This window comes from Marinococcus sp. LNHM3E3-2.2, from assembly GCF_056034385.1.
Window position 1 is genome coordinate 184,750 of sequence record NZ_JBQLIC010000001.1, and the last position, 20,925, is coordinate 205,674.

A 20,925-nucleotide genomic window follows, 5' to 3' on the forward strand; every position below is an offset into this window, starting at 1 on the left:
TTGTATGGCAAGGAAAAACACTTTACAGCACGTAAAGAAGCTATTATAATAAGCAAATGTGAGAAAAAAATGGAGGTGTTTGCATATGGCAACGCGCATCAGATTAAAGCGCATGGGCTCGAACAAGCGTCCTTTCTACCGTTTGGTAGTAGCGGATTCCCGGGCACCACGTGATGGACGTTTTATCGAAGAAATCGGTACGTACAACCCGCTGACTAACCCTGCCGAGTTCCACGTGAACGAAGAGAAGGCTCTTAAGTGGATGCTCGACGGTGCTAAACCATCGGATACTGTTCGTAACCTGTTTTCGCAGGAAGGTCTTATGACCCGTCTGCACAACGAAAAGCACGCAAAGTAATAAGCTAAAAAGATCGTCTGTGCCCGTCATTTCCTTAGGGAATGAAGAGGGCGAGGCGGTCTTTTTTTATGCAGCGGCATGCCTTTATACCCTCTGCCTGCGGAGAAAGACCCGGGGACCGCTTGTTTGTGATAAAATAATACATATCAGGAAAGGATGAGTGGATGAAATCTTTTGCCTACATAATATTGGAGCGGATCGTGGATTATCCGGATGATATAAATATGACGGAATCGGAAGAGAACGGACGGGTGCTTATTGAAGTGAGGGTTCATCCGGAGGACGCGGGAAAAGTAATCGGCAGGCAGGGCAAAACGATTCAGGCGGTGAGAACGCTCCTGCAGGCGAAAGCCTCGGCTGAAGGAAAAAACGTCCGTCTTACCCTGTTGAACGATCAAAAATAGCTCCCTGTTTAGCTGCCGCTTCGGGGCCCTTGAAGAGGTGATAAAGTGCGTGTAATGAAAAAAATGAACGTTCACCATATTCTGACGGAAACATTGAAAGAGGAGCTGCAGGAAAAATACGAGCAGCAGAAATCCCGGCTGCTGGAGGAAACGGAGCAGCTTCGTTTTCAAAAGCAGAAGCAGAACAAGGAACGGGAGACCGAGAACGGCCGCTGGTCGGCCATGGATAAATTCAACAAGGAAATTGAAAAACGAAAGGAAGAGCTGCAGCAGCTTTATTTCTTGCAGAACCAGCTCGAGCATCTTCCGATCGGCTCGGAGCTTTCATTTGGCACGACGGAAGTGATGTTTGATATCGAGGTGGGGAGCGCATGGCATGAAGGCGAGCACTGGGGGACCATTGTAGTGGAAGAGGGCATTGTAAAAGAAATCAGATCAAAACATAAAGCGAGTGACGAAGATGGAATGGTTTAATATAGGCACGATTGTAAATACGCACGGCGTACGGGGGGAAGTCAGGGTAAAATCCGTCAGCGACTTTGAGGAGGAGCGTTTTCAGCCCGGGCAGGAGGTATACGTGGAGAAGCCGGAGGCAGAAGCAGGCCATGAACCGCTGGTCATTAAAAGCTCCCGTCCGCATAAGCAGTTTATTCTGCTCACATTCGAAGGGTTTCATTCGATTGATGATGTGGACTGGATGAAAAATGCGGCGCTTTTTGTACCGGAAACGGCGCTTGCCCCGCTTGAAGAAACGGAATATTATTTTCATGAAATCATCGATGCAGACGTCTATACGGAAGAAGGCACCCGCCTCGGTTATGTGAAAGAAATCCTGACCCCGGGAGCCAATGACGTGTGGGTGGTGGAGCCGGCAGAAGGGCGGCAGGACATTCTGCTTCCTTATATTGAAGAAGTCGTCCGGCATGTGGACGTTGCCGAAAAACGTATTACCGTAAGGGTAATGAAGGGAATGCTGCCGGAATGAGAATGGATTTTTTAACCTTGTTTCCGGGTATGTTTGAAAGTGTATTCGGCCACTCTATTCTTGCCCGTGCCGCTGAGAGGGGGCACGTCTCCTTTCACACCCATGACATAAGGGACTATACAGACGACAAGCATAACAAGGTGGATGATTACCCGTACGGCGGGGGCGCCGGTCTCGTATTGAAGCCGCAGCCGGTATTTGACGCTGCTGCCCAGGTCAAAAGCGCAGGTGATGCTCCGCCGGACCGGGTTATTCTTCTCTGCCCGCAGGGAAAGCCGTTTAAGCAGGAGGACGCCCGGGAGCTTGCCGGCGAAGACCGGCTGATGTTTATATGCGGTCATTATGAAGGCTATGACGAACGGATCCGCGAGCATTTAATTACGGATGAATACTCGATCGGCGATTTTGTGCTGACCGGCGGTGAACTAGGCGCGATGGTTATGGCAGACAGCATTACGCGCCTTTTGCCCGGAGTGCTCGGCAATGAACAGTCCGCCCATACAGATTCGTTTGAGGACGGGCTGCTGGAGTATCCGCAGTATACCCGTCCGGCGGACTTCCGCGGCATGGTGGTGCCGGACATTCTGCTGTCCGGCGACCACGGAAAAATCGCTGAATGGCGGCAAAGCCAGGCAATAAAGAGAACAAAAGAACGCCGGCCGGATCTTTGGGAAAAATATACCGATCAGACGTAAATCCGGCGGTTGATTCCACCCGTGGAATGTGCTATGATTCATTTTGTGACTGAATAGTCATCAATTACGGTGCTCCGCTGTTTTCATCGTGGACAAGAGCATGCGAGAGAAGGAGGCGAATACAAATGCAACAACTTATTCGCGACATAACGAAGGAACAGTTAAAATCGGATCTCCCGGACTTTCGCCCAGGTGACACTGTAGCAGTGCACTTGAAAGTTGTCGAGGGCTCCCGTGAACGTGTACAGGTGTTTCAGGGCGTCGTTATTAAACGTCGCGGCGGAGGCATCAGCGAGTCTTTCACTGTGCGTAAGGTTTCCTACGGAATTGGTGTGGAGAGAACTCTTCCGCTTCATTCCCCAAGAATCGATAAGATTGAAGTGAAACGCCGCGGTAAAGTACGTCAAGCTAGATTGTACTATCTCCGTAACCTGCGTGGAAAAGCTGCGCGTATCAAAGAACTTCGATAAGACACAGGAGAAAAAGCTGCAGCGGAGTATTCCGTCTGCAGCTTTTTTCATACGGATAAACTATATAAAGAAAGGAATCGACCGCATGAATGAACGCCGTTTTCCCATCAATTGGCTGCATCTTCTGACAGTGATTATGATTGCATTACTTATTGCATTGGCAGCACGCTGGCTGTTTGTAGCTCCAGTCGTTGTGAAAGGCGAATCAATGGAGCCGACCATTCATGACGAAGACCGGATGCTGTTGAATAAATCAAGCAAATGGCTGCACGAGTGGGACCGGTTTGATGTGGTCGTTTTCCACGCCAATAATAAAGATGATTACATTAAAAGGATCATCGGACTGCCGGGCGATACGCTCGAATACAGGAACGATAAGCTTTTTATTAATGGGGAGCAGGTGGATGAGCCGTTTCTTGATAAAAAGACCCTGGCAGCAGGCCCTATCCCGGCGACAACCGATTTCACCCTGAAGGAGAAAACGGGCCGGAGCCGTATTCCTGAAGGGCAGGTGTTTGTGATGGGCGACAACCGTCCGAACAGCTATGACTCCCGGGCGATCGGACTCGTAGAAGAAGAGGAGATTGTCGGGGAAGCGGTAATAACATTCTGGCCGCTTACTCATATGTGGCCATCGCCATTTTAATTTGAAAGGAGGCAGAGATATGGACATTCAATGGTATCCCGGACATATGGACAAGGCGCAAAAGGAAGTGCAGAGCAAATTAAAGCAGGTGGATGTGGTTATCGAGCTCGCAGATGCAAGAATCCCCCGGTCCTCACGGAATCCGCTGCTTGAAACGATTATTCAGGATAAGCCATCGGTGATCGTATTAACCAAAGCCGATCTGGCTGATCCTAAAGTAACCGAGGAATGGAAGCAGTATTACCGCGACCAGGGAATTGAGGCGGTGGATGTGGATTCCAAGCACAAGAAGGGCCTGCATGTGATTAAAGAAGCGGCACTTCAGCAGACGGAACGGCTCCAGGCCAGGTGGAAAAGAAAAGGCATTAAGCCAAGGGCTATACGGGCAATGATTATCGGCATCCCGAACGTCGGCAAATCGACGCTCATCAATCAGTGGATCGGAAAAAAAACAGCTAAAATCGGTGACCGTCCGGGAATTACGAAAAACCAGCAGTGGCTGAAAATGGGCAAGGAAATGGATCTGCTCGACACCCCGGGCATTCTCTGGCCGAAGTTCGAAGACCCTTACGTCGGGGAACGTCTCGCAGCGACAGGTGCTATTAAAGACGAGCTGTTGGATCTGCAGGATATTGCTTATTTTATTATCGGGATCTGCCAGGAGTATTACCCCGAAAAGCTGCTTCAGCGTTTCGGCCTTGAGGATAAGCCGAGGGAGACGTCGCTGGAGTGGTTTGAAGACATTGGACGTAAGCGGGGAGCGCTGCTTGCAGGAGCGGAAATCGATTACGAAAAAGCAGGTGAAATGGTCGTACGCGAGTTCCGCGGCGGGCTGCTCGGCCGCATCAGTCTCGAACGCCCGGACGATGACGTGAGCGAATAATTGTGCAGCAGAGGTGAAAATATTGGAGAAATGGACGATAACAGCTGTAAAGGAATATTTGCAGACACATGAGGAGCCGGATGCAGAGCTTCTGGAGGCCTGGAAGGAAGACTCCCGGGCTGGTGTCCAGAAGGAGCTGCAGCGGTATGCTAAGCGACAGAAGCAGAAGCAGGAAAAGTACGAGGACTTCTGCCGCCGGCTTTCGTTTGAACAGGATTATTGGGACCGGGGTTTCGAGGCGGTGGCTGGAGTGGATGAAGTCGGGCGCGGGCCGCTGGCCGGGCCGGTGACTACGGCTGCTGTTGTGCTGCCAAAGGACGTCAGCCTGATAGAAGTAAATGACTCCAAAATGCTCTCCGCCAAAAAACGTGAAGAGCTTGAAATAAAAATTAAAGAGGTGGCGGTCGCCTGGAGCGTTGTTCATATCGAGGCGGACGAAATCGATCGTCTGAATATTTACCAGGCAACCAAAAAGGCTATGCGGACGGCTGTGGCGGATCTTAAACCTGCTCCGGATGCCCTGCTCGTAGATGCGATGACCCTTCCATTACATATTGAACAGCAGTCGCTCGTGCAGGGGGACAGCCGGAGCGTGTCGATTGCGGCTGCCTCTATTCTGGCGAAGGTGGAACGGGACCGTTATATGCAGTACTATCATACGCTTTATCCGGACTATGATTTTGCCAGCAACAAGGGCTACGGTACCCAGAATCACCTGGACGGCTTAAATCGTCTCGGCGGGTGTGCCATCCACCGGTATTCGTTTCAGCCGGTATCCGGGTACCGTCGTTCGTAAAAGGAGAGAAAATCGATGAAGCTGTCGCTGCCGTCCACGTTTGCCGGAAACCGTACAGGACAAGCCGGAAATGAAGAAATTAAAGCCGGGCAGATTATTAAAGGTACTGTCAAACAGCTTTATCCAGGCCAACGGGCGGCAGTTACTGTGCACGGGAGGGTGTATCACGCTTCCCTGGAGGCACCGGTTGAAGCCGGAAAGTCATATTATTTTCAGGTGAAAAATGAACACGGCCGGCAGGTGTGGCAGGTGGCAGCAAACGAGGCTGCCACTTCTTCCGGTGATAAAGGCCATGCGCTCCTGAAGCTGTTCGGCCTGCCTTCCGGAAAGCAGGAGCAGTACATATTCCGCATGTTTGAACAGATGCAGCTGCCTGTAACGAGGGAAACGCTCCAGAAAAGCGTGCAGCTGCTAAAAGGGGAAGGCGCCGTAAATAAGCAGGGGATGCAGACGATTCAATGGATGCTCGGCGCAGGTGCCCCTTTAAAAGCATCCATCTTTCAAAGTGCCCACCAGGTGCTGCACGGCCCCTCGCCGGCACAGGATTTAACTGTGCTGCTTGCACAGCACAAAACGTCTGACGCTGTTCATCAGTCCATCAGCAGCGCCGTGCTCACCCCGGGAAGCTTTAAAGGAGACATCGAAGCACCGACAAAGCCGATGCAGCTGTTCGCCGCAGCAGCCGCGGCGGCTGTCATTGACAAAAACGGTCAGGCTGCCCAGCTGATCCACCGGCTATTTGCGGGCCTTCAGCCTCCATTGAACGCTGAAGCCTTTCTGCAGCATGTCGGTCAGGGCGCCGTAAGCAGCGGGTCCGTGGAAAAATGGCTTCAGTCCCAAGTGGAAGACGCGGCAAAGCTGCATCAGACGATCCAGCAGCCGGGCAGTTCGCCGCAGCTGAGCGCAAAGGCTCTAATGAGAGCCTGGCACGCGCTGGTCCCGGAAGCAGTGACGGTGCTTGCCAATACGCCGCAGATGGTGGAATGGCTGAAAAGTTATACCGGCAACTCGAGCTGGTCTTCCTGGGCGGAAAGCGGGAGCAAAGAAGCGATGCAGACGTCTTACAGGCATTTAGAGCAGGCTCAGGTGCATATTATGTCGAGAGCTGAACTCTCACCCCAGCATGAACGGACCGTCGCCCATGTGGCCGGTCAGCAGCTCATGCAGCAGACCGAGCAGGAGGCATGGCTGCAGCAGCTCTCCCATCTTCCGGCGAAGTGGGGGGAGATGCTTTCGGATGCTGTTGTTCACTGGGAGGGAAAACGTACTGAAGACGGAAAACTCGATCCGGATACGTGCCATATTTTATTTCAGCTCGAGATGGACCGGCTCGGCGTTTTAATCGCTGATGTGCAGATTTATAAACGAAACGTGACGGTAAATATCAGCAGTGAAAACCCGCGCCCGGAACAGCCGCTGCATCTTTTTCAGCCCATGCTGAAAACGGCAATGGCTTCGCTGAACTACCAGCTGGTGTCGCTTCAGTGGCACGAAGAAGAAGCCCTTCCGGCCGGGCCGCACGGCCGGGAGCCCGGACGGAAAGGAGCATTTGATATTCGGATATGACCTCCAACCAGAACTGGACCACGAAAAAAGCAGTGGCACTTAATTATAAGCAGGGCACTTCACAGGCGCCGGCAGTCAAAGCGAAGGGGCGGGGATGGACCGCGGAACGAATTATCGAAGCGGCCGCTGAACAGGACGTCCCGGTGCATAAAGATGCCGGGCTTGTACATATGCTTCATGAGCTTGAATGGAATGAAGAAATTCCGGAAGAGCTGTATGAAGTGGTGGCGGAAATCTTCGCCTTTATCTACCGGATGGATAAAAAAACGGCTGGTAAAAATGAAAACTAAACCGCGCAGCAGAAACTTTCACGGAAATGTTGAATTTTTTTCTAAATTTCTATACGATAAAGGATGTGTGGGAGAGAGCGAGGCTATTTAGAGGCTTTCGTTCTGCCCAGATTCGATTTTGTAATCACTTACACAGTCGATAGAAGGATTCGTATTGTAACGGTGAGGGGGAAAAAGCATGAATATTCATGAGTACCAGGGAAAAGAGCTCCTTCGTAAATACGGAGTGGCAGTCCCTAACGGAAAAGTTGCATTTACGGTAGATGAAGCAGAAGCAGCCGCAAAAGAACTGGGTTCTGACGTAACAGTGGTAAAAGCCCAGATCCACGCAGGTGGAAGAGGGAAAGCCGGCGGGGTCAAGCTCGCTAAAAACCTCGATGACGTCCGCAAATATGCTGACGAAATCCTCGGCAAAACACTGGTTACCCATCAGACCGGACCGGAAGGTAAAGAAGTGAAACGTCTTTACATCGAAGAGGGAAGCGACATCAAGAAGGAATACTACTTAGGTGTTGTGCTCGACCGTGTATCGTCCCGCATTGTGATGATGGGCTCTGAAGAAGGCGGAACAGAGATCGAAGAAGTAGCTGAAGAAAATCCGGAAAAAATATTCCGCGAATACATTGATCCAGCTATCGGTATGCAGCCTTATCAGGCCCGTCGTATGGCATTTAACATGAATATACCGACAGACCTTCTGAAAGAAGCAGTGAAGTTCATGCTTGGCCTGTCCAAAGTATTTATCGACAACGACTGCTCTATCGCAGAAATTAACCCGCTCGTAACGACCGGGGACGGGAAAGTAATGGCGCTTGATGCGAAATTCAATTTTGATTCAAACGCCCTTTATCGTCAAAAAGAAATACTTGATTACCGTGACCTCGATGAAGAGGATCCTAAGGAAATCGAAGCTTCCAAATACGACTTAAGCTACATTGCCCTCGACGGCAATATCGGCTGCATGGTCAATGGTGCCGGTCTTGCGATGGCTACAATGGATATCATTAAGCACTACAGCGGCGATCCGGCGAACTTCCTAGATGTTGGCGGCGGTGCGACGGCTGAAAAAGTAACGGAAGCATTTAAAATTATCCTTGAAGATGATGCTGTTAAAGGCATTTACGTTAACATCTTCGGTGGAATCATGAAGTGCGACGTCATCGCTGACGGGGTAGTGGAAGCTACGAAGCAGACTGGACTGGAGATTCCGCTTGTTGTACGTTTGGAAGGCACGAACGTAGAAAAAGGCAAAGAAATTCTGGAAAAATCCGGATTGAATATTACAGCAGCGGACTCTATGGCAGACGGTGCGCAAAAAATTGTTTCGTTAGTTCAATAGAAAGGCAGGGACCATCGACCTATGAGCATTTATATTAATCAGGATACAAAAGTAGTTGTTCAGGGAATTACAGGATCTACCGGCCTCTTTCACACTCAGCAGGCGTTAGAGTACGGTACGAAAATCGTCGGCGGCGTGACGCCGGGTAAAGGCGGCACGGAAGTTGAAGGCGTGCCGGTTTTCAACACGCTTGATGACGCAGTGGAAGCAACCGGTGCTACCGTGTCGGTTATTTACGTTCCGCCTGCTTTCGCAGCGGACGCGATCATTGAAGCAGTGGACGCAGACCTTGATCTTGCCATCTGCATCACTGAAGGCATCCCGGTTCTTGATATGATTAAAGTGAAGCGTTTTATGGAAGGCAAGCGCACCCGCCTTGTCGGTCCAAACTGCCCGGGCGTTATTACACCGGACGAGTGCAAAATCGGCATTATGCCGGGCTACATTCATAAAAAAGGACACGTAGGTGTTGTTTCCCGTTCGGGTACACTGACGTATGAAGCCGTAGACCAGCTTACCAAAGCAGGCATCGGCCAGTCGACAGCTGTCGGTATCGGCGGCGACCCGGTAAACGGCACAAGCTTTACCGACGTGCTGCAGGCCTTTAATGACGATCCGGATACAGAAGCCGTGATCATGATCGGTGAAATCGGCGGCACAGCTGAGGAAGAAGCAGCTGAATGGGTCAAGCAGAATATGACCAAGCCAGTAGTCGGCTTCATCGGCGGTGCGACAGCCCCTCCAGGAAAACGGATGGGCCACGCCGGCGCGATTATTTCCGGCGGTAAAGGCACCGCAGAGGAAAAAATTAAAACGTTAAACGAAAGCGGCGTGCAGGTAGCAGCGACACCGGCAGAAATCGGTGATACGATGATCAACGTTCTGAAAGAACGCGGTCTGCACGAAAAATGCCTCACCCACGAACCACAAGTATAAAATAACCGCCCTCCGCTGCCTCTTTTGGGCAGGCGGAGGTTTTCTTTTTCTTCCCCGTGTTCCCCCTAAAACCATTATTCCCCCATGAAAGGACTACTCCTCATGCAAAATCTCTCCTTTAATGAACGGCTTCTGGCTGTCCACGAATTTCCCTATTTTCAATGGAAGCACGTAGCAGAGCTGCTGCGCCGTGACCGTGAATTACTTTTACCTTTTACGCACCCTCATCTTCTGCCTGTAAACAGCGCCCATTTGACTGCCTGGCGGGAATATATGTCCCAGCTTGCCGTGCAGCGGAGGCTCGCTTGGTACCGGGAGCAGGGTATCGGGTGGATTACATATTTTGACGAACGCTATCCGTCGTCTTTAAAGTCAATATACGATGCGCCGTGGGTGCTTTACACGAAAGGGAACACAGAGCTGCTTCAAGACAGTCCCCGGCTGGCGGTAGTCGGCTCCCGGAGCATGACTTCCTACGGCAAAGCAGCTGTGGAAGCATTTCTTCCTCCTGGGCAGGTGCAGATTGTCAGCGGACTGGCAAGAGGCGTGGACGGGCACGCCCACCGGCAGGCATTAACAATGGGAGCGCCGGCTATTGCGGTGCTAGGCTCCGGATTTGGCCGTATTTATCCGAAGGAACATCTCGCTCTGGCAAAAAATATTGCTGCCGCGGGGCTGCTTTTGAGCGAATATCCTCCGGACAGATCACCGAAAAAATGGCACTTCCCGGCCAGAAACCGCATTATCAGCGGTCTGTCTGATAAAATATTTGTGGTGGAAGCGGATGTAAACAGCGGTTCCCTCATTACGGCATCGCTTGCGCTTGAACAGGGCAGGGAGGTCTGCGCACTGCCGGGATCCGTGTTTTCCAGACAGAGTGCGGGTACAAATCAGCTGATTTATGATGGTGCTCTCCCGGTTATCCAGCCGGAGGATTTAAGCATATCCGGCAGGTGGACAGCGTCTCATAACAGCTGACGGAATTGAAACGGAATTTTAAATTTTCCGTATGTTATGCTAGACACGTTCGGTAAACTGTGAAAGAATAATTGTGATTTCAAGCACAAAACGCACTGAAACGAGTAAGACCATAAAAGCATCACTATTTGACAGAGTAATTTATTCGAGTTAATAATGGTAATATTTCATTGAGACAAAGGGGAGAAGAGGAATGGCCGACTATTTAGTCATCGTGGAATCTCCCGCAAAAGCAAAAACAATCGAAAAGTATTTAGGGAAAAAATATGCGGTGAAAGCTTCAATGGGGCACGTAAGAGATCTGCCGAAAAGCCAAATGGGAGTCGACACTGAAAACAATTATGACCCGAAATATATAACGATACGCGGGAAAGGTCCAGTTTTAAAAGAATTAAAAACGGCTGCAAAAAAAGCGAAAAAAGTATATCTCGCAGCCGACCCTGACAGAGAGGGTGAAGCTATTGCCTGGCATCTGGCGCACAGCTTAAACATTGATGAGGATTCGGAATGCCGGGTTGTTTTTAACGAAATTACAAAAACGGCGGTGAAGGATGCATTTAAGCATCCCCGATCCATCAATATGGATCTTGTGGACGCCCAGCAGGCCCGCCGGATACTTGACCGCCTCGTCGGCTACAACATTAGTCCATTACTATGGAAGAAAGTGAAAAAAGGATTGAGTGCCGGACGGGTACAGTCGATTGCTGTAAAAATGATTATTGACCGGGAAAAAGAAATCAAGGCGTTTATTCCGGAAGAATACTGGAGTATTAATGGAACGTTCTCGGACGGGGAAGCGGAATTTGAAGCGAAATTTCACGGCACAGCGAAAGAAAAGCAGGCGCTTGCCTCCCGGGAAGATGTTGACGGCGTGCTTCAAAAGATGAAAGGCGATCAGTTTGAAGTAACAAAGGTCACGAGAAAAGAACGTAAACGCAATCCGGTACAGCCGTTCACGACCTCGTCCCTGCAGCAGGAGGCAGCGCGAAAGCTGAATTTCCGTGCGAAAAAGACGATGATGGTGGCCCAGCAGCTGTATGAAGGTATTGATCTGGGTAAACCGGCTGGCACTGTCGGTTTAATCACCTATATGCGGACAGACTCCACCAGGGTCTCCCAAACCGCCAAGGAAGAAGCCCGGACGTTTATTACGGAAAAGTACGGCGAAGAATACATCCGCCATGGCGAGCGCAAGAATGCTAAAAGCAGCAACAGCCAGGATGCCCACGAGGCGATCCGGCCGACATCGATCATGTATGAACCAAAACAGGTGAAAAGCTCGCTCTCAAGAGACCAGTACCGGCTGTACAAGCTCATCTGGGAACGTCTGGTGGCGAGTGAAATGGCCCCGGCTGTTATGGACACTATGTCGGTGGACCTTGATAATGAAGGCGTGCTGTTCCGGGCGACCGGCTCCAAAGTGAAATTCCCCGGCTTTATGAAGGTGTACGTGGAAGGCCAGGATGACGGAAAAAAAGAAGAGGATAAAATGCTTCCGGATCTTCAGGAGGGCCAGATGGTCACCCGGACGGATATGGAAGAAAATCAGCATTTCACCCAGCCGCCGCCGCGTTACACAGAAGCCCGGCTCGTTCGGACGATGGAGGAAATGGGCATCGGCCGGCCATCCACATATGCGCCGACGCTCGATACAGTGCAGCGCCGGAACTACGTAGCACTTGAAGAAAAACGTTTCGTGCCAACGGAGCTCGGTGAAATCGTCATGGATCTGGTCGTGGAATTCTTCCCGGAAATTCTTGATGTGGAATTTACTGCAAAGATGGAGAACGATCTTGACTATATTGAAGAAGGAAAACAAAATTGGATCGAGATTATCGATGAATTTTACCAGGGATTTGAGCCAAGGCTGAAAAAAGCCGAGGAAGAAATGGAAGAAGTCGAAATCAAAGATGAGCCGGCAGGCGAAGACTGCGAGCAGTGCGGCCATCCGATGGTATATAAAATGGGCCGTTACGGAAAGTTTATGGCCTGCTCCAATTTTCCGGAATGCCGTAATACGAAAGCGATTGTGAAAGATATTGGCGTGAAATGCCCGAAATGTAAAGAGGGAAATGTCGTTGAACGCCGAAGTAAGAAAAAGCGGATCTTTTACGGCTGCGACCGGTACCCGGACTGCGAATTTGTTTCCTGGGATAAACCGATTGCCCGACCGTGTCCGAAATGTGAAAATATGCTTGTGGAGAAAAAGACGAAAAAAGGCGTACACGTCCAGTGCTCTGAATGTGATTATAAGGAAGAACCAAATTAAAAATGACTGGTTACAGCGCAGGTCTGACTGCTTCCGAAAGGAATAGTTGCCTGCGCTTTCAAAAGGGAAAGGAGTTTTTATCATGAAAAGTACACCTGTTCATATCGTCGGTGCAGGGCTAGCCGGAAGCGAAGCGGCATGGCAGCTTGCAAAACAGGGCGTGCCGGTCAGACTTCACGAAATGCGTCCAAACAAACAGACGGCCGCCCACCATACCGATAAATTTGCGGAGCTGGTCTGCAGTAATTCCCTTCGGGCCAACAACCTTACAAATGCCGTCGGCGTATTAAAGGAAGAAATGAGGCACCTCGACAGCGTGATTATCGAGGCAGCAGACGCAGCTTCGGTGCCGGCAGGCGGCGCCCTTGCCGTAGACCGGCATGAATTTGCCGCGAAGGTCACGGAAAAAGTAAAAAATCATCCGCTCGTGGAAGTGGTATCGGAGGAAGTGACCCATATACCGGATGAACCGGCAATTATTGCCACGGGTCCGCTGACCACTGAGTCGCTCTCTGAGGATATTTTTAACCTGACCGGCGAAGAGCATTTGTACTTTTACGATGCAGCGGCGCCGATTGTGGAAACAGACAGCATCGATATGGACAAAGCGTATGTAAAATCCAGGTACGATAAAGGAGAAGCTGCGTACATCAACTGTCCGATGACAGAAGAGGAATTTGACCGCTTCTACGATGCACTGGTGGAAGCAGAAGTTGTTCCGCTGCGCGAATTTGAAAAAAACATCTTTTTTGAAGGCTGTATGCCGGTCGAGGAAATTGCCCGCAGAGGCAAAAAGACCCTGCTGTTCGGCCCGATGAAGCCGGTCGGTCTGGAGCACCCGGAAACAGGGGAGCGCCCGCACGCCGTCGTGCAGCTGCGCCAGGACAACCAGGAAGGCACGCTCTTTAACATTGTCGGCTTCCAGACGCATCTCAAATGGGGACCTCAGAAGGAAGTAATCCGTTTAATCCCGGGGCTTGAAAATGCCGATATCGTCCGCTACGGCGTGATGCACCGCAATACATTTTTGAATTCCCCGAACTTCCTGAATCCGACCTATCAGACGAAGGCCCGCAGTGATTTGTTCTTCGCCGGACAGATTACCGGTGTGGAAGGCTACGTGGAATCAGCTGCTTCCGGGCTGGTCGCCGGATGGAATGCGGCAAAACAATATTTGCAGGAAGAAACGGACACCTTCCCGAAGGAAACGGTGATCGGTGCCATGAGTCACTATATTACGACGGCCGGCGCCAAAAACTTTCAGCCGATGAACGCCAACTTCGGCCTGCTGCCCGCCCCGGAGCAGAAAATCAAAAACAAGCGGGAACGCAATGAATACTACGCAGAACGGGCTCTGGATGCCATTCAGAATTTTAAGAAAAAAGTCCAAATATGATTGCTAGGCTGCAGGGTTTATGATACGATTTACTAGCTTTTGTCTTCATAAGGCGGCAACAGACCCGCAGAGGGAAGCCGAAAGTGCAAAGGAGCAAAAAGCTGATGAACCCGCTATTAACCTGGAGGGAAGAATTTTTCCGCTATCTGGAGCTTGAAAAAAACATTTCCTCCTATACAAAAACAGCTTACGAACAGGACTTGATTGAATTTGAAGCGTTTATGCAGCAGGAGGGCTGGAAGCACGTGGAGGATGTTGATCCAACGCTCGTCCGCCTCTACTACAGCAGCATGTACGACCGCTCGTATGCGAGGGCGACAGTAGCGCGGAAAATCTCCGCGCTGCGTGCGTATTTCCGCTATCTGCAGCGTGAAGAATATATTGAACAGAATCCGTTCATCGGAGCGAGCCATCCGAAAAAAGAGCGGCCGCTCCCCCACTTTTTATATGAAGAAGAGATCGAATCACTGTTTGCTTCATTTGATATGAGCAAGCCGCTTGATATCAGGGATAAAGCCATTATGGAGCTGCTTTATGCGACAGGCATGCGCATCAGCGAATGCCAGCAGCTGCAGGCCGATGACCTCGATGACTATCTTGGCACCATTCTGGTGAAGGGAAAAGGCCGGAAGGAGAGGTACGTGCCGGTAGGAAGCTTTGCCCAGGAAGCCGTGGAGCTTTACAAAACGGAGGTGCGGCCGGAGCTGTCAGCCAAAAGCAGCGTGCCGACCGGCCAGCTGTTTTTAAACGCCCGGGGCGGTCCGCTGACCGACCGTGGATTCCGCCATGTCATCAACGAACGGGTGAAAAAGGTCTCAAGCACGCTTCGTATTTCTCCTCATGATCTGAGGCATACGTTTGCGACACATCTGCTCAATCACGGGGCGGACCTGCGGGTCGTGCAGGATCTTCTCGGCCATGCCAATTTATCAACAACCCAGATTTATACCCATGTCACGAAAGAACGGCTACAGGATGTGTATCGACATGCGCATCCAAGAGCAGAAAGGAAGCGTGAATAACTATGGAACCATCCTTTCACGCCACAACAATATACGCTGTCCATCACGACGGTGAAGGAGCGATGGCCGGCGACGGCCAGGTGACGCTCGGCCAGCAGGTGGTCATGAAGCATACGGCACGAAAGGTGAGACGGCTGTACAACGGGAAAGTTCTCGCCGGCTTTGCCGGATCGGTAGCTGACGCGTTTACACTGTTTGACTTATTTGAAGAAAAACTCGAGCAGTGGAGCGGCAATCTGCAGCGTGCTGCCGTCGAGCTTGCCAAGGACTGGCGCAGCGATAAAACGCTGCGGCGTCTGGAAGCGATGCTCATTGTTATGGATAAATCCACCATGCTTTTGGTCGCGGGCACAGGAGAGGTAATCGAGCCTGATGATAATATGCTTGCGATCGGCTCCGGGGGCAATTTTGCGCTCAGCGCCGGAAGGGCACTCAAAAAGCATGCCACGCACCTGACCGCCCGGGAAATGGCCGAGGCTTCGCTGCAGACAGCAGCAGATATATGTGTTTTCACCAACCATGAAATCATAATTGAAGATTTGGAATCTTAAAACATAGTCCGCTAAGGGGGCTTATTAATGGAAATTTCGATGACACCCAAACAGATTGTAGAACGGCTCGATCAATATATTATCGGCCAGAATGAAGCGAAACGGTCTGTTGCGGTAGCTCTTCGCAACCGGTACCGCAGAAGCAAACTGCCCGAACAGCTTCAGGAGGAAGTAACGCCGAAAAATATTTTGATGATCGGACCGACGGGCGTAGGTAAAACAGAAATTGCCCGCCGGATTGCGAAGCTTGTCGGTGCCCCGTTTTCGAAGGTGGAAGCCACGAAATTCACGGAAGTCGGCTATGTCGGCCGTGACGTGGAATCGATGATCCGGGATCTGGTGGAGGTCGCCGTACGTATTGTAAAGGAAGAAAAAACAGCCTCCGTACAGGAAAAAGCAGAAAAAGCTGCGAATAAAAAAATTGTCCGGCTGCTTGCTCCGAGAAAACGCAAAAATCGTCAGACGGACAACAACTCCGGCAATCCGTTCGGGATGCTTTTTCAGCAGAATGAGGACAATGATGAAGAGGAAGAGACAGACACTTCTAACAACAGTGATCTGCGTGAGCAGCGCCGTCAGCTGCAGAAGCAGCTGGAGATGGGCGAGCTTGAAGACCGCAAAGTGACCATAGAGGTCGAACAGCAGTCCGGCTCCATGGGTGACATGTTTCAGGGCGGCGGCATGGAGCAGATGGGCATGAACATGCAGGAGATGCTCGGGAACATGATGCCAAAGAAAACGAGCAGCCGTACTCTCCCTGTGAGCGAAGCACGCAAGGTGCTGACCGAGCAGGAAGCCCAGAAAATGATCGATATGGACGAAGTCAGTACAGAAGCTGTTTATCGCGCGGAGCAGCTGGGAATTGTGTTTCTGGATGAAATTGATAAAGTGACCGGTAAAAAGGAAAGCAGCAGTGCGGACGTTTCACGTGAAGGGGTACAGCGGGACATCCTTCCGGTTGTGGAAGGATCAACGGTTAATACGAAGTACGGGCCGGTGCGTACCGATCACATGCTGTTTATCGCCGCCGGTGCTTTTCATACGGCTAAGCCTTCCGATTTAATTCCTGAGCTGCAAGGAAGATTTCCGGTGCGTGTCGAACTAGATAACTTAGGGGCAGCAGATTTTGCCCGGATTCTGCGGGAGCCGGACCAGGCTCTTACGAAGCAGTATCAGGCTCTCATCCGTACCGAAGGCATTGAAGTAACGTTTACAGATGAAGCGGTCGACACTATTGCAGAATTAGCGGAAGCGGTCAATCAGCAGACAGAAAATATCGGTGCGAGACGGCTGCATACGCTGCTTGAAAGACTGCTCGAAGATCTGTCCTTCGAGGCGCCGGAAATTACTATGGACGCTATTACCATTACGCCGGAGTACGTCAATGATAAACTGGCCACGATCGCCAGGGACCGGGACGTCAGCCGGTACATTTTGTAGCATAAATCAGGAGGAGAATCAGCATGGATTTGTTAACAAGAAGCAGAAGAATTAATGAAATGTTACAGAAAACACAGGGGGACCACGTCAATTTTAAAGACATGGCCGAAACCCTTCAGGAAATTATCGGGGCTAATGTGTTTGTAGTCAGCCGCCGCGGGAAGCTGCTCGGCTACTCGATCGAGCAGGAAATCGAGCACGAAAAAATGCAGCGGATTTTAGAGGAGCGTCAGTTCCCGCAGGAGTATACCTCAGGGCTGTTCGGCATTAATGAAACCTCCCCGAATCTGGATGTGCAGAGTGAATACACGGCATTTCCGCAGGAAAGCGCTGAATTATTTGCCTCTGGCCTGACAACGATTGTACCGATTGTCGGCGGCGGCCAGCGTCTTGGCACGCTCGTTCTGGCCCGGTTAAGCGAAACGTTTGATGATGATGATCTGATCCTCGCCGAGTACGGGGCGACTGTTGTCGGCATGGAAATCCTCCATGAAAAAACGCAGGAAATTGAAGAGGAAGCGAGAAGTAAAGCCGTTGTTCAGATGGCTATCAGCTCCCTTTCCTACAGCGAACTCGAAGCGGTAGAGCATATTTTCGAGGAGCTCGACGGCAAGGAAGGGCTGCTTGTAGCGAGTAAAATTGCCGACCGTGTCGGTATCACCCGCTCCGTGATCGTCAACGCCCTGCGTAAGCTTGAAAGCGCCGGCGTGATCGAATCAAGATCCCTTGGCATGAAGGGAACCTATATTAAAGTATTAAACAACAAGTTCCTGTATGAACTCGAGAAAATTAAAAATAATGACTAACGGCTTTCGGGCGATCCCTTCACGGGGGTCGCTTTTTTTTGCTCTTAAACTAAAACATGAGGCGTGAAGGAAAGACAGCATTCCGGTGAAAATTGAATACTATCCAATAAATAAGCACATTAAGGATAAAAGAACTATTAAAAAGTAGTTTAACTTCTTAGACGGAAGTTACTGAAATGCAAAAACCGCGATATTGATTAGACAAATGTACATTTTTTCTATACAATTTAGGAAGTAATGCTCATATAAAAGTAAATAACTAAACCTTTAGTATCAATTAAAAAGCCAGAGGTGAGAAAATGGAACTGTTCCAATCCGGGACGTGGCAGAAATTACAGGCGGGTGTCGAAGGGGCATCGCTTAGACAGAAGGCAATTACGGATAATATTGCCAATATTGACACCCCGAACTACAAAGCGAAGGAAGTTTCCTTTCAGGACATGCTGAAAGAAGAAAGCAGCAGTCAGATGGAAGCTGTACGGACAGACGCAAAACACTTTTCTTTTCAGAATAATCAAAATACTCCGAGCGTATACGAGCAGAAGGGCAATACATATAACAATAATGGAAACAACGTAGACATTGACAAAGAAATGACCGAGCTTTCGGAAAACCAGCTGCATTATAACGCCATTATCGATCGTATTAATGGAAAATTTGGCGGCATTAAATCAGCTATCCGGGGAGGGTCATAAGCATGTCTATTTTTAATGGAATTCAAGCCTCCGGCTCGGCCTTGACGGCACAGCGCCTAAGAATGGATGTCGTAAGCTCCAACCTTGCGAATGCGGATTCCACGAGAGGGCGGCTCGTTGACGGGGAATGGCAGCCGTACCAGCGCAAAACCGTTTCCATGAGTCCGAAGCAGGACAATTCCTTTCAGTCGAATTTAACGAAAGCATTAAATGACCAGAGCGGCGTGCGGGTGTCGGAAATCGGGGTGGATGATGCCCCTTTTGATGAGGTTTACCAGCCTGAGCATCCCGATGCCAATGAAGAAGGCTACGTACAGATGCCAAATGTGGATCCTTTAAAAGAAATGACGGATTTGACCTCGGCCTCACGCTCGTATGAGGCAAACGTCACGGCACTCAATGCCAATAAAAATATGATGATGAAAGCACTTGAAATCGGTAAAAACTAATAACGGAAGGAGGATGACAAATGGAAATTACGAATAGCCAGGCTCCGGTAATGAAAACAGCAAATGAGGCAGGCCAGGCGACAGTAAAGGAAACCGGCGATTCATTTCAAAAAGCGATGAGTGAGGCGATGAGTAAAGTCAATGAAGCCCAGCTTGAATCGGACCGGATGACGGAAAAGCTTGTGACCGGAGAAGCGGACAACCTGCATGATGTGATGATTGCCGCGGAAAAAGGAAGTGTCTACATGCAGACGGCCACCGAGGTGAGAAACAAGGCGGTGGAAGCCTACAAAGAAATGATGCGGATGCAGGTGTAATCGTAAAGAGGAAGGTATGAAGCGGAATTATGAAAGAAAAATGGAAAGAGTACAGCCAAAAGGCGAAAACGTATTGGAGCAGCCGCAGTAAAAAACAAAAAAGAATATATATTTTTGGCACGACGGCGATCTTTCTTTTTCTCCTCATCAGCATACTGCTGTTTTCGCGGACAAACTTTGAGCCTCTTTACACCGATCTGGCACCGGAAACAGCAGGCAGCATCAAAGAAACGCTGGACACCCGCGGAGTGAAATATGAAATATCGAATGAGGGAACTACCATCAGCGTACCGAAGGATCAGGTGGATGCGTTAAAGGTTGACCTGGCAGCCGAAGGGCTTCCACAGGACGGGGCGATTGACTACAGCTTTATTGAGGATCAGACCGGCTTCGGAATGACAGACAACGAATTTTCCGTCATGGAACGGGCAGCGCTGCAGACTGAACTTGAAGCGTTAATTTCCAATATGGATGCAGTGTCAAGTGCCGATGTAATGATCAATATGCCGGAGGAGTCTACGTGGGTGGCCGAAGAAGCTGAAGCAGCGACAGCATCGGTGAACGTTGATTTGGGCGGTACTGGAGAGCTCGATCAGGAGCAGGTGAAAACCCTGTACAACCTGGTGTCCAAAAGTGTGCCTGATCTGCCGGTGGAAAACATCGATATCAGTGATACAAGCATGAACTATTATACATATGAAGAAAATGGTGCGTCCGGCTCTGCCATGGATCAATACGAGGACCAGCGTGCGGTGCAGCAGGATATCGAAAAGGACATCCGCCGTGAAGTCCAGCAGATGCTCGGCACTGTGGCGGGGCAGAATAAAGTCATGGTATCGGTAACGACAGACATCGACTTTACGAAGGAAAACCGGGAGGAAGACCTTGTGGAGCCCGTGGATGAAGAAACAATGGAAGGCATCGCCGTCAGCGCGGAAGAAATTGCTGAAGCCTATGAAGGTGTTGATCCGCTCGAAGAAGGAGAAGTCGGTGCAGGGGAGGAAGACGTAGCCAATTATCCGGCCGGTACAGAAGCAGCAGGCGACTCAGAGCGGACCGAAGAACGGATTAATTATGAAGTGAACCGTATTCATAAAGAAATTCAGGAAAGCCCGTACAAGCTCCGGGACCTCGGTATTCAGGTGATGGTGGAGCCGCCGGATCCGGAAGATCCGAACTCTTTAGAGCCGGAGACGATGGATAATATGCAGGGTATGCTTGAAACAGTTATCAGTACGAGCATCGATAAAGAATACCTTGAAGTGGAAGGCGAGGAGATGGATGTAGAAGAAAAAGTCTCTATCTCCTCCCAGACCTTCCTCGGCGCAGAAGAAATCGATCAGGAAGCAGGCGGCCTGCCGTGGTGGGCATATGCATTAATGGCTGTCGGCGCTTTGGGCCTCATCTTTTTAGTGGTATGGCTCGTCCGTCGGAAAAAACCAGCCGAAGCCAAAGAAGAAACCTTCCAGGCTGCGGAATTTGAACAGCGCGAGGTACCTGATCTCGAGAGCAGCAGGGAAATGACCGAAGAAGAAAAGAAACGAAACCAGCTCGAGAAGTTAGCAAAGGAAAAGCCGGAGGAATTTTCAAAGCTGCTTCGTTCCTGGCTGTCCGATGATTAAAAGGGGGAGCAG

At 50.4% G+C, this 20,925-nt stretch carries 24 protein-coding genes; all 24 read left to right on the forward strand.

The window, feature by feature from the left end:
- Nucleotides 1-85: 85 nt before the first annotated feature.
- The 24 genes from rpsP (at nucleotide 86) to fliF (ending at nucleotide 20,913) form a co-directional block, all read left to right on the forward strand.
- Entirely contained in the window at nucleotides 86-358 is a 273-nt protein-coding gene (gene rpsP / locus ACTRXF_RS00980) for a 30S ribosomal protein S16 (protein WP_079476141.1), read from the forward strand.
- A 164-nt stretch (nucleotides 359-522) separates the two neighbouring features.
- A complete protein-coding gene (locus ACTRXF_RS00985) occupies nucleotides 523-762 on the forward strand; it encodes a KH domain-containing protein (protein WP_462865291.1) in 240 nt (79 codons plus the stop codon).
- 54 nt (nucleotides 763-816) lie between these two features.
- Nucleotides 817-1,236: a YlqD family protein gene (locus ACTRXF_RS00990; protein ID WP_322525241.1), complete on the forward strand. Its 420-nt coding sequence runs from the start codon at nucleotides 817-819 to the stop codon at nucleotides 1,234-1,236.
- On the forward strand, nucleotides 1,223-1,747 hold the full coding sequence (rimM, locus tag ACTRXF_RS00995) for a ribosome maturation factor RimM (protein ID WP_474260459.1): 525 nt from the start codon (nucleotides 1,223-1,225) through the stop codon (nucleotides 1,745-1,747). The genes ACTRXF_RS00990 and rimM overlap by 14 nt, the downstream gene beginning before the upstream one ends.
- A complete protein-coding gene (trmD, locus tag ACTRXF_RS01000; protein WP_474277312.1) occupies nucleotides 1,744-2,442 on the forward strand; it encodes a tRNA (guanosine(37)-N1)-methyltransferase TrmD in 699 nt (232 codons plus the stop codon). The genes rimM and trmD overlap by 4 nt, the downstream gene beginning before the upstream one ends.
- A 125-nt stretch (nucleotides 2,443-2,567) precedes the next feature.
- Complete coding sequence (rplS, locus tag ACTRXF_RS01005; protein ID WP_022792749.1) at nucleotides 2,568-2,912, forward strand: 50S ribosomal protein L19; 345 nt, start codon at nucleotides 2,568-2,570, stop codon at nucleotides 2,910-2,912.
- A gap of 85 nt (nucleotides 2,913-2,997) precedes the next feature.
- Nucleotides 2,998-3,558 (forward strand): signal peptidase I, encoded by a 561-nt coding sequence (lepB, locus tag ACTRXF_RS01010; RefSeq protein WP_474260464.1) that lies wholly within the window; start codon nucleotides 2,998-3,000, stop codon nucleotides 3,556-3,558.
- Nucleotides 3,559-3,577: 19 nt separating this feature from the next.
- A complete protein-coding gene (gene ylqF / locus ACTRXF_RS01015) occupies nucleotides 3,578-4,441 on the forward strand; it encodes a ribosome biogenesis GTPase YlqF (RefSeq protein ID WP_322524650.1) in 864 nt (287 codons plus the stop codon).
- A gap of 13 nt (nucleotides 4,442-4,454) precedes the next feature.
- Nucleotides 4,455-5,237, forward strand: a complete 783-nt coding sequence (locus ACTRXF_RS01020; protein ID WP_474277316.1) for a ribonuclease HII — start codon at nucleotides 4,455-4,457, stop codon at nucleotides 5,235-5,237.
- A 15-nt stretch (nucleotides 5,238-5,252) separates the two neighbouring features.
- Nucleotides 5,253-6,803: a hypothetical protein gene (locus ACTRXF_RS01025; protein ID WP_474277319.1), complete on the forward strand. Its 1,551-nt coding sequence runs from the start codon at nucleotides 5,253-5,255 to the stop codon at nucleotides 6,801-6,803.
- Nucleotides 6,800-7,093 carry an EscU/YscU/HrcU family type III secretion system export apparatus switch protein gene (locus ACTRXF_RS01030; protein WP_322524653.1) on the forward strand — a complete coding sequence of 98 codons (294 nt, stop codon included), beginning with the start codon at nucleotides 6,800-6,802 and terminating at the stop codon, nucleotides 7,091-7,093. The genes ACTRXF_RS01025 and ACTRXF_RS01030 overlap by 4 nt, the downstream gene beginning before the upstream one ends.
- Before the next feature lie 178 nt (nucleotides 7,094-7,271).
- Nucleotides 7,272-8,432, forward strand: coding sequence for an ADP-forming succinate--CoA ligase subunit beta (gene sucC / locus ACTRXF_RS01035; protein ID WP_022792755.1), 1,161 nt, complete (start codon nucleotides 7,272-7,274; stop codon nucleotides 8,430-8,432).
- Between the two features lie 21 nt (nucleotides 8,433-8,453).
- Nucleotides 8,454-9,368 carry a succinate--CoA ligase subunit alpha gene (gene sucD, locus ACTRXF_RS01040; protein WP_322524654.1) on the forward strand — a complete coding sequence of 305 codons (915 nt, stop codon included), beginning with the start codon at nucleotides 8,454-8,456 and terminating at the stop codon, nucleotides 9,366-9,368.
- A 102-nt stretch (nucleotides 9,369-9,470) separates the two neighbouring features.
- Complete coding sequence (gene dprA, locus ACTRXF_RS01045; protein WP_474277322.1) at nucleotides 9,471-10,346, forward strand: DNA-processing protein DprA; 876 nt, start codon at nucleotides 9,471-9,473, stop codon at nucleotides 10,344-10,346.
- A gap of 193 nt (nucleotides 10,347-10,539) precedes the next feature.
- Nucleotides 10,540-12,615 carry a type I DNA topoisomerase gene (gene topA / locus ACTRXF_RS01050; RefSeq protein WP_474277325.1) on the forward strand — a complete coding sequence of 692 codons (2,076 nt, stop codon included), beginning with the start codon at nucleotides 10,540-10,542 and terminating at the stop codon, nucleotides 12,613-12,615.
- An 82-nt stretch (nucleotides 12,616-12,697) separates the two neighbouring features.
- Nucleotides 12,698-14,011, forward strand: a complete 1,314-nt coding sequence (gene trmFO, locus ACTRXF_RS01055; protein ID WP_474260477.1) for an FADH(2)-oxidizing methylenetetrahydrofolate--tRNA-(uracil(54)-C(5))-methyltransferase TrmFO — start codon at nucleotides 12,698-12,700, stop codon at nucleotides 14,009-14,011.
- A 104-nt stretch (nucleotides 14,012-14,115) separates the two neighbouring features.
- Nucleotides 14,116-15,033, forward strand: coding sequence for a tyrosine recombinase XerC (gene xerC, locus ACTRXF_RS01060; protein ID WP_474277328.1), 918 nt, complete (start codon nucleotides 14,116-14,118; stop codon nucleotides 15,031-15,033).
- 2 nt (nucleotides 15,034-15,035) lie between these two features.
- Nucleotides 15,036-15,584 carry an ATP-dependent protease subunit HslV gene (hslV, locus tag ACTRXF_RS01065; RefSeq protein WP_474260481.1) on the forward strand — a complete coding sequence of 183 codons (549 nt, stop codon included), beginning with the start codon at nucleotides 15,036-15,038 and terminating at the stop codon, nucleotides 15,582-15,584.
- Nucleotides 15,585-15,611: 27 nt separating this feature from the next.
- The gene (gene hslU, locus ACTRXF_RS01070) at nucleotides 15,612-17,024 is read left to right on the forward strand and encodes an ATP-dependent protease ATPase subunit HslU (protein WP_474277331.1); all 1,413 of its coding nucleotides are present in this window, start codon (nucleotides 15,612-15,614) and stop codon (nucleotides 17,022-17,024) included.
- Between the two features lie 23 nt (nucleotides 17,025-17,047).
- On the forward strand, nucleotides 17,048-17,830 hold the full coding sequence (gene codY / locus ACTRXF_RS01075; protein ID WP_091610307.1) for a GTP-sensing pleiotropic transcriptional regulator CodY: 783 nt from the start codon (nucleotides 17,048-17,050) through the stop codon (nucleotides 17,828-17,830).
- Nucleotides 17,831-18,129: 299 nt separating this feature from the next.
- Nucleotides 18,130-18,525, forward strand: coding sequence for a flagellar basal body rod protein FlgB (gene flgB / locus ACTRXF_RS01080; RefSeq protein ID WP_474260485.1), 396 nt, complete (start codon nucleotides 18,130-18,132; stop codon nucleotides 18,523-18,525).
- Between the two features lie 2 nt (nucleotides 18,526-18,527).
- Nucleotides 18,528-18,974 (forward strand): flagellar basal body rod protein FlgC, encoded by a 447-nt coding sequence (flgC, locus tag ACTRXF_RS01085; RefSeq protein ID WP_474277335.1) that lies wholly within the window; start codon nucleotides 18,528-18,530, stop codon nucleotides 18,972-18,974.
- 20 nt (nucleotides 18,975-18,994) lie between these two features.
- Nucleotides 18,995-19,291 carry a flagellar hook-basal body complex protein FliE gene (gene fliE, locus ACTRXF_RS01090; RefSeq protein ID WP_474260487.1) on the forward strand — a complete coding sequence of 99 codons (297 nt, stop codon included), beginning with the start codon at nucleotides 18,995-18,997 and terminating at the stop codon, nucleotides 19,289-19,291.
- Nucleotides 19,292-19,320: 29 nt separating this feature from the next.
- Nucleotides 19,321-20,913, forward strand: coding sequence for a flagellar basal-body MS-ring/collar protein FliF (gene fliF / locus ACTRXF_RS01095; RefSeq protein ID WP_474277338.1), 1,593 nt, complete (start codon nucleotides 19,321-19,323; stop codon nucleotides 20,911-20,913).
- The last annotated feature ends 12 nt before the right edge of the window (nucleotides 20,914-20,925 follow it).

Excerpts from the sequence above, each read along its gene's own strand:
- rpsP (WP_079476141.1), top strand. The coding sequence starts at position 86 with ATGGCAACGCGCATCAGATTAAAGCGCATGGGCTCGAACAAGCGTCCT.
- ACTRXF_RS00985 (WP_462865291.1), top strand. The coding sequence starts at position 523 with ATGAAATCTTTTGCCTACATAATATTGGAGCGGATCGTGGATTATCCG.
- ACTRXF_RS00990 (WP_322525241.1), top strand. The coding sequence starts at position 817 with ATGAAAAAAATGAACGTTCACCATATTCTGACGGAAACATTGAAAGAG.
- rimM (WP_474260459.1), top strand. The coding sequence starts at position 1,223 with ATGGAATGGTTTAATATAGGCACGATTGTAAATACGCACGGCGTACGG.
- trmD (WP_474277312.1), top strand. The coding sequence starts at position 1,744 with ATGAGAATGGATTTTTTAACCTTGTTTCCGGGTATGTTTGAAAGTGTA.
- rplS (WP_022792749.1), top strand. The coding sequence starts at position 2,568 with ATGCAACAACTTATTCGCGACATAACGAAGGAACAGTTAAAATCGGAT.
- lepB (WP_474260464.1), top strand. The coding sequence starts at position 2,998 with ATGAATGAACGCCGTTTTCCCATCAATTGGCTGCATCTTCTGACAGTG.
- ylqF (WP_322524650.1), top strand. The coding sequence starts at position 3,578 with ATGGACATTCAATGGTATCCCGGACATATGGACAAGGCGCAAAAGGAA.
- ACTRXF_RS01025 (WP_474277319.1), top strand. The coding sequence starts at position 5,253 with ATGAAGCTGTCGCTGCCGTCCACGTTTGCCGGAAACCGTACAGGACAA.
- ACTRXF_RS01030 (WP_322524653.1), top strand. The coding sequence starts at position 6,800 with ATGACCTCCAACCAGAACTGGACCACGAAAAAAGCAGTGGCACTTAAT.
- sucC (WP_022792755.1), top strand. The coding sequence starts at position 7,272 with ATGAATATTCATGAGTACCAGGGAAAAGAGCTCCTTCGTAAATACGGA.
- sucD (WP_322524654.1), top strand. The coding sequence starts at position 8,454 with ATGAGCATTTATATTAATCAGGATACAAAAGTAGTTGTTCAGGGAATT.
- dprA (WP_474277322.1), top strand. The coding sequence starts at position 9,471 with ATGCAAAATCTCTCCTTTAATGAACGGCTTCTGGCTGTCCACGAATTT.
- topA (WP_474277325.1), top strand. The coding sequence starts at position 10,540 with ATGGCCGACTATTTAGTCATCGTGGAATCTCCCGCAAAAGCAAAAACA.
- trmFO (WP_474260477.1), top strand. The coding sequence starts at position 12,698 with ATGAAAAGTACACCTGTTCATATCGTCGGTGCAGGGCTAGCCGGAAGC.
- xerC (WP_474277328.1), top strand. The coding sequence starts at position 14,116 with ATGAACCCGCTATTAACCTGGAGGGAAGAATTTTTCCGCTATCTGGAG.
- hslV (WP_474260481.1), top strand. The coding sequence starts at position 15,036 with ATGGAACCATCCTTTCACGCCACAACAATATACGCTGTCCATCACGAC.
- hslU (WP_474277331.1), top strand. The coding sequence starts at position 15,612 with ATGGAAATTTCGATGACACCCAAACAGATTGTAGAACGGCTCGATCAA.
- codY (WP_091610307.1), top strand. The coding sequence starts at position 17,048 with ATGGATTTGTTAACAAGAAGCAGAAGAATTAATGAAATGTTACAGAAA.
- flgB (WP_474260485.1), top strand. The coding sequence starts at position 18,130 with ATGGAACTGTTCCAATCCGGGACGTGGCAGAAATTACAGGCGGGTGTC.
- flgC (WP_474277335.1), top strand. The coding sequence starts at position 18,528 with ATGTCTATTTTTAATGGAATTCAAGCCTCCGGCTCGGCCTTGACGGCA.
- fliE (WP_474260487.1), top strand. The coding sequence starts at position 18,995 with ATGGAAATTACGAATAGCCAGGCTCCGGTAATGAAAACAGCAAATGAG.
- fliF (WP_474277338.1), top strand. The coding sequence starts at position 19,321 with ATGAAAGAAAAATGGAAAGAGTACAGCCAAAAGGCGAAAACGTATTGG.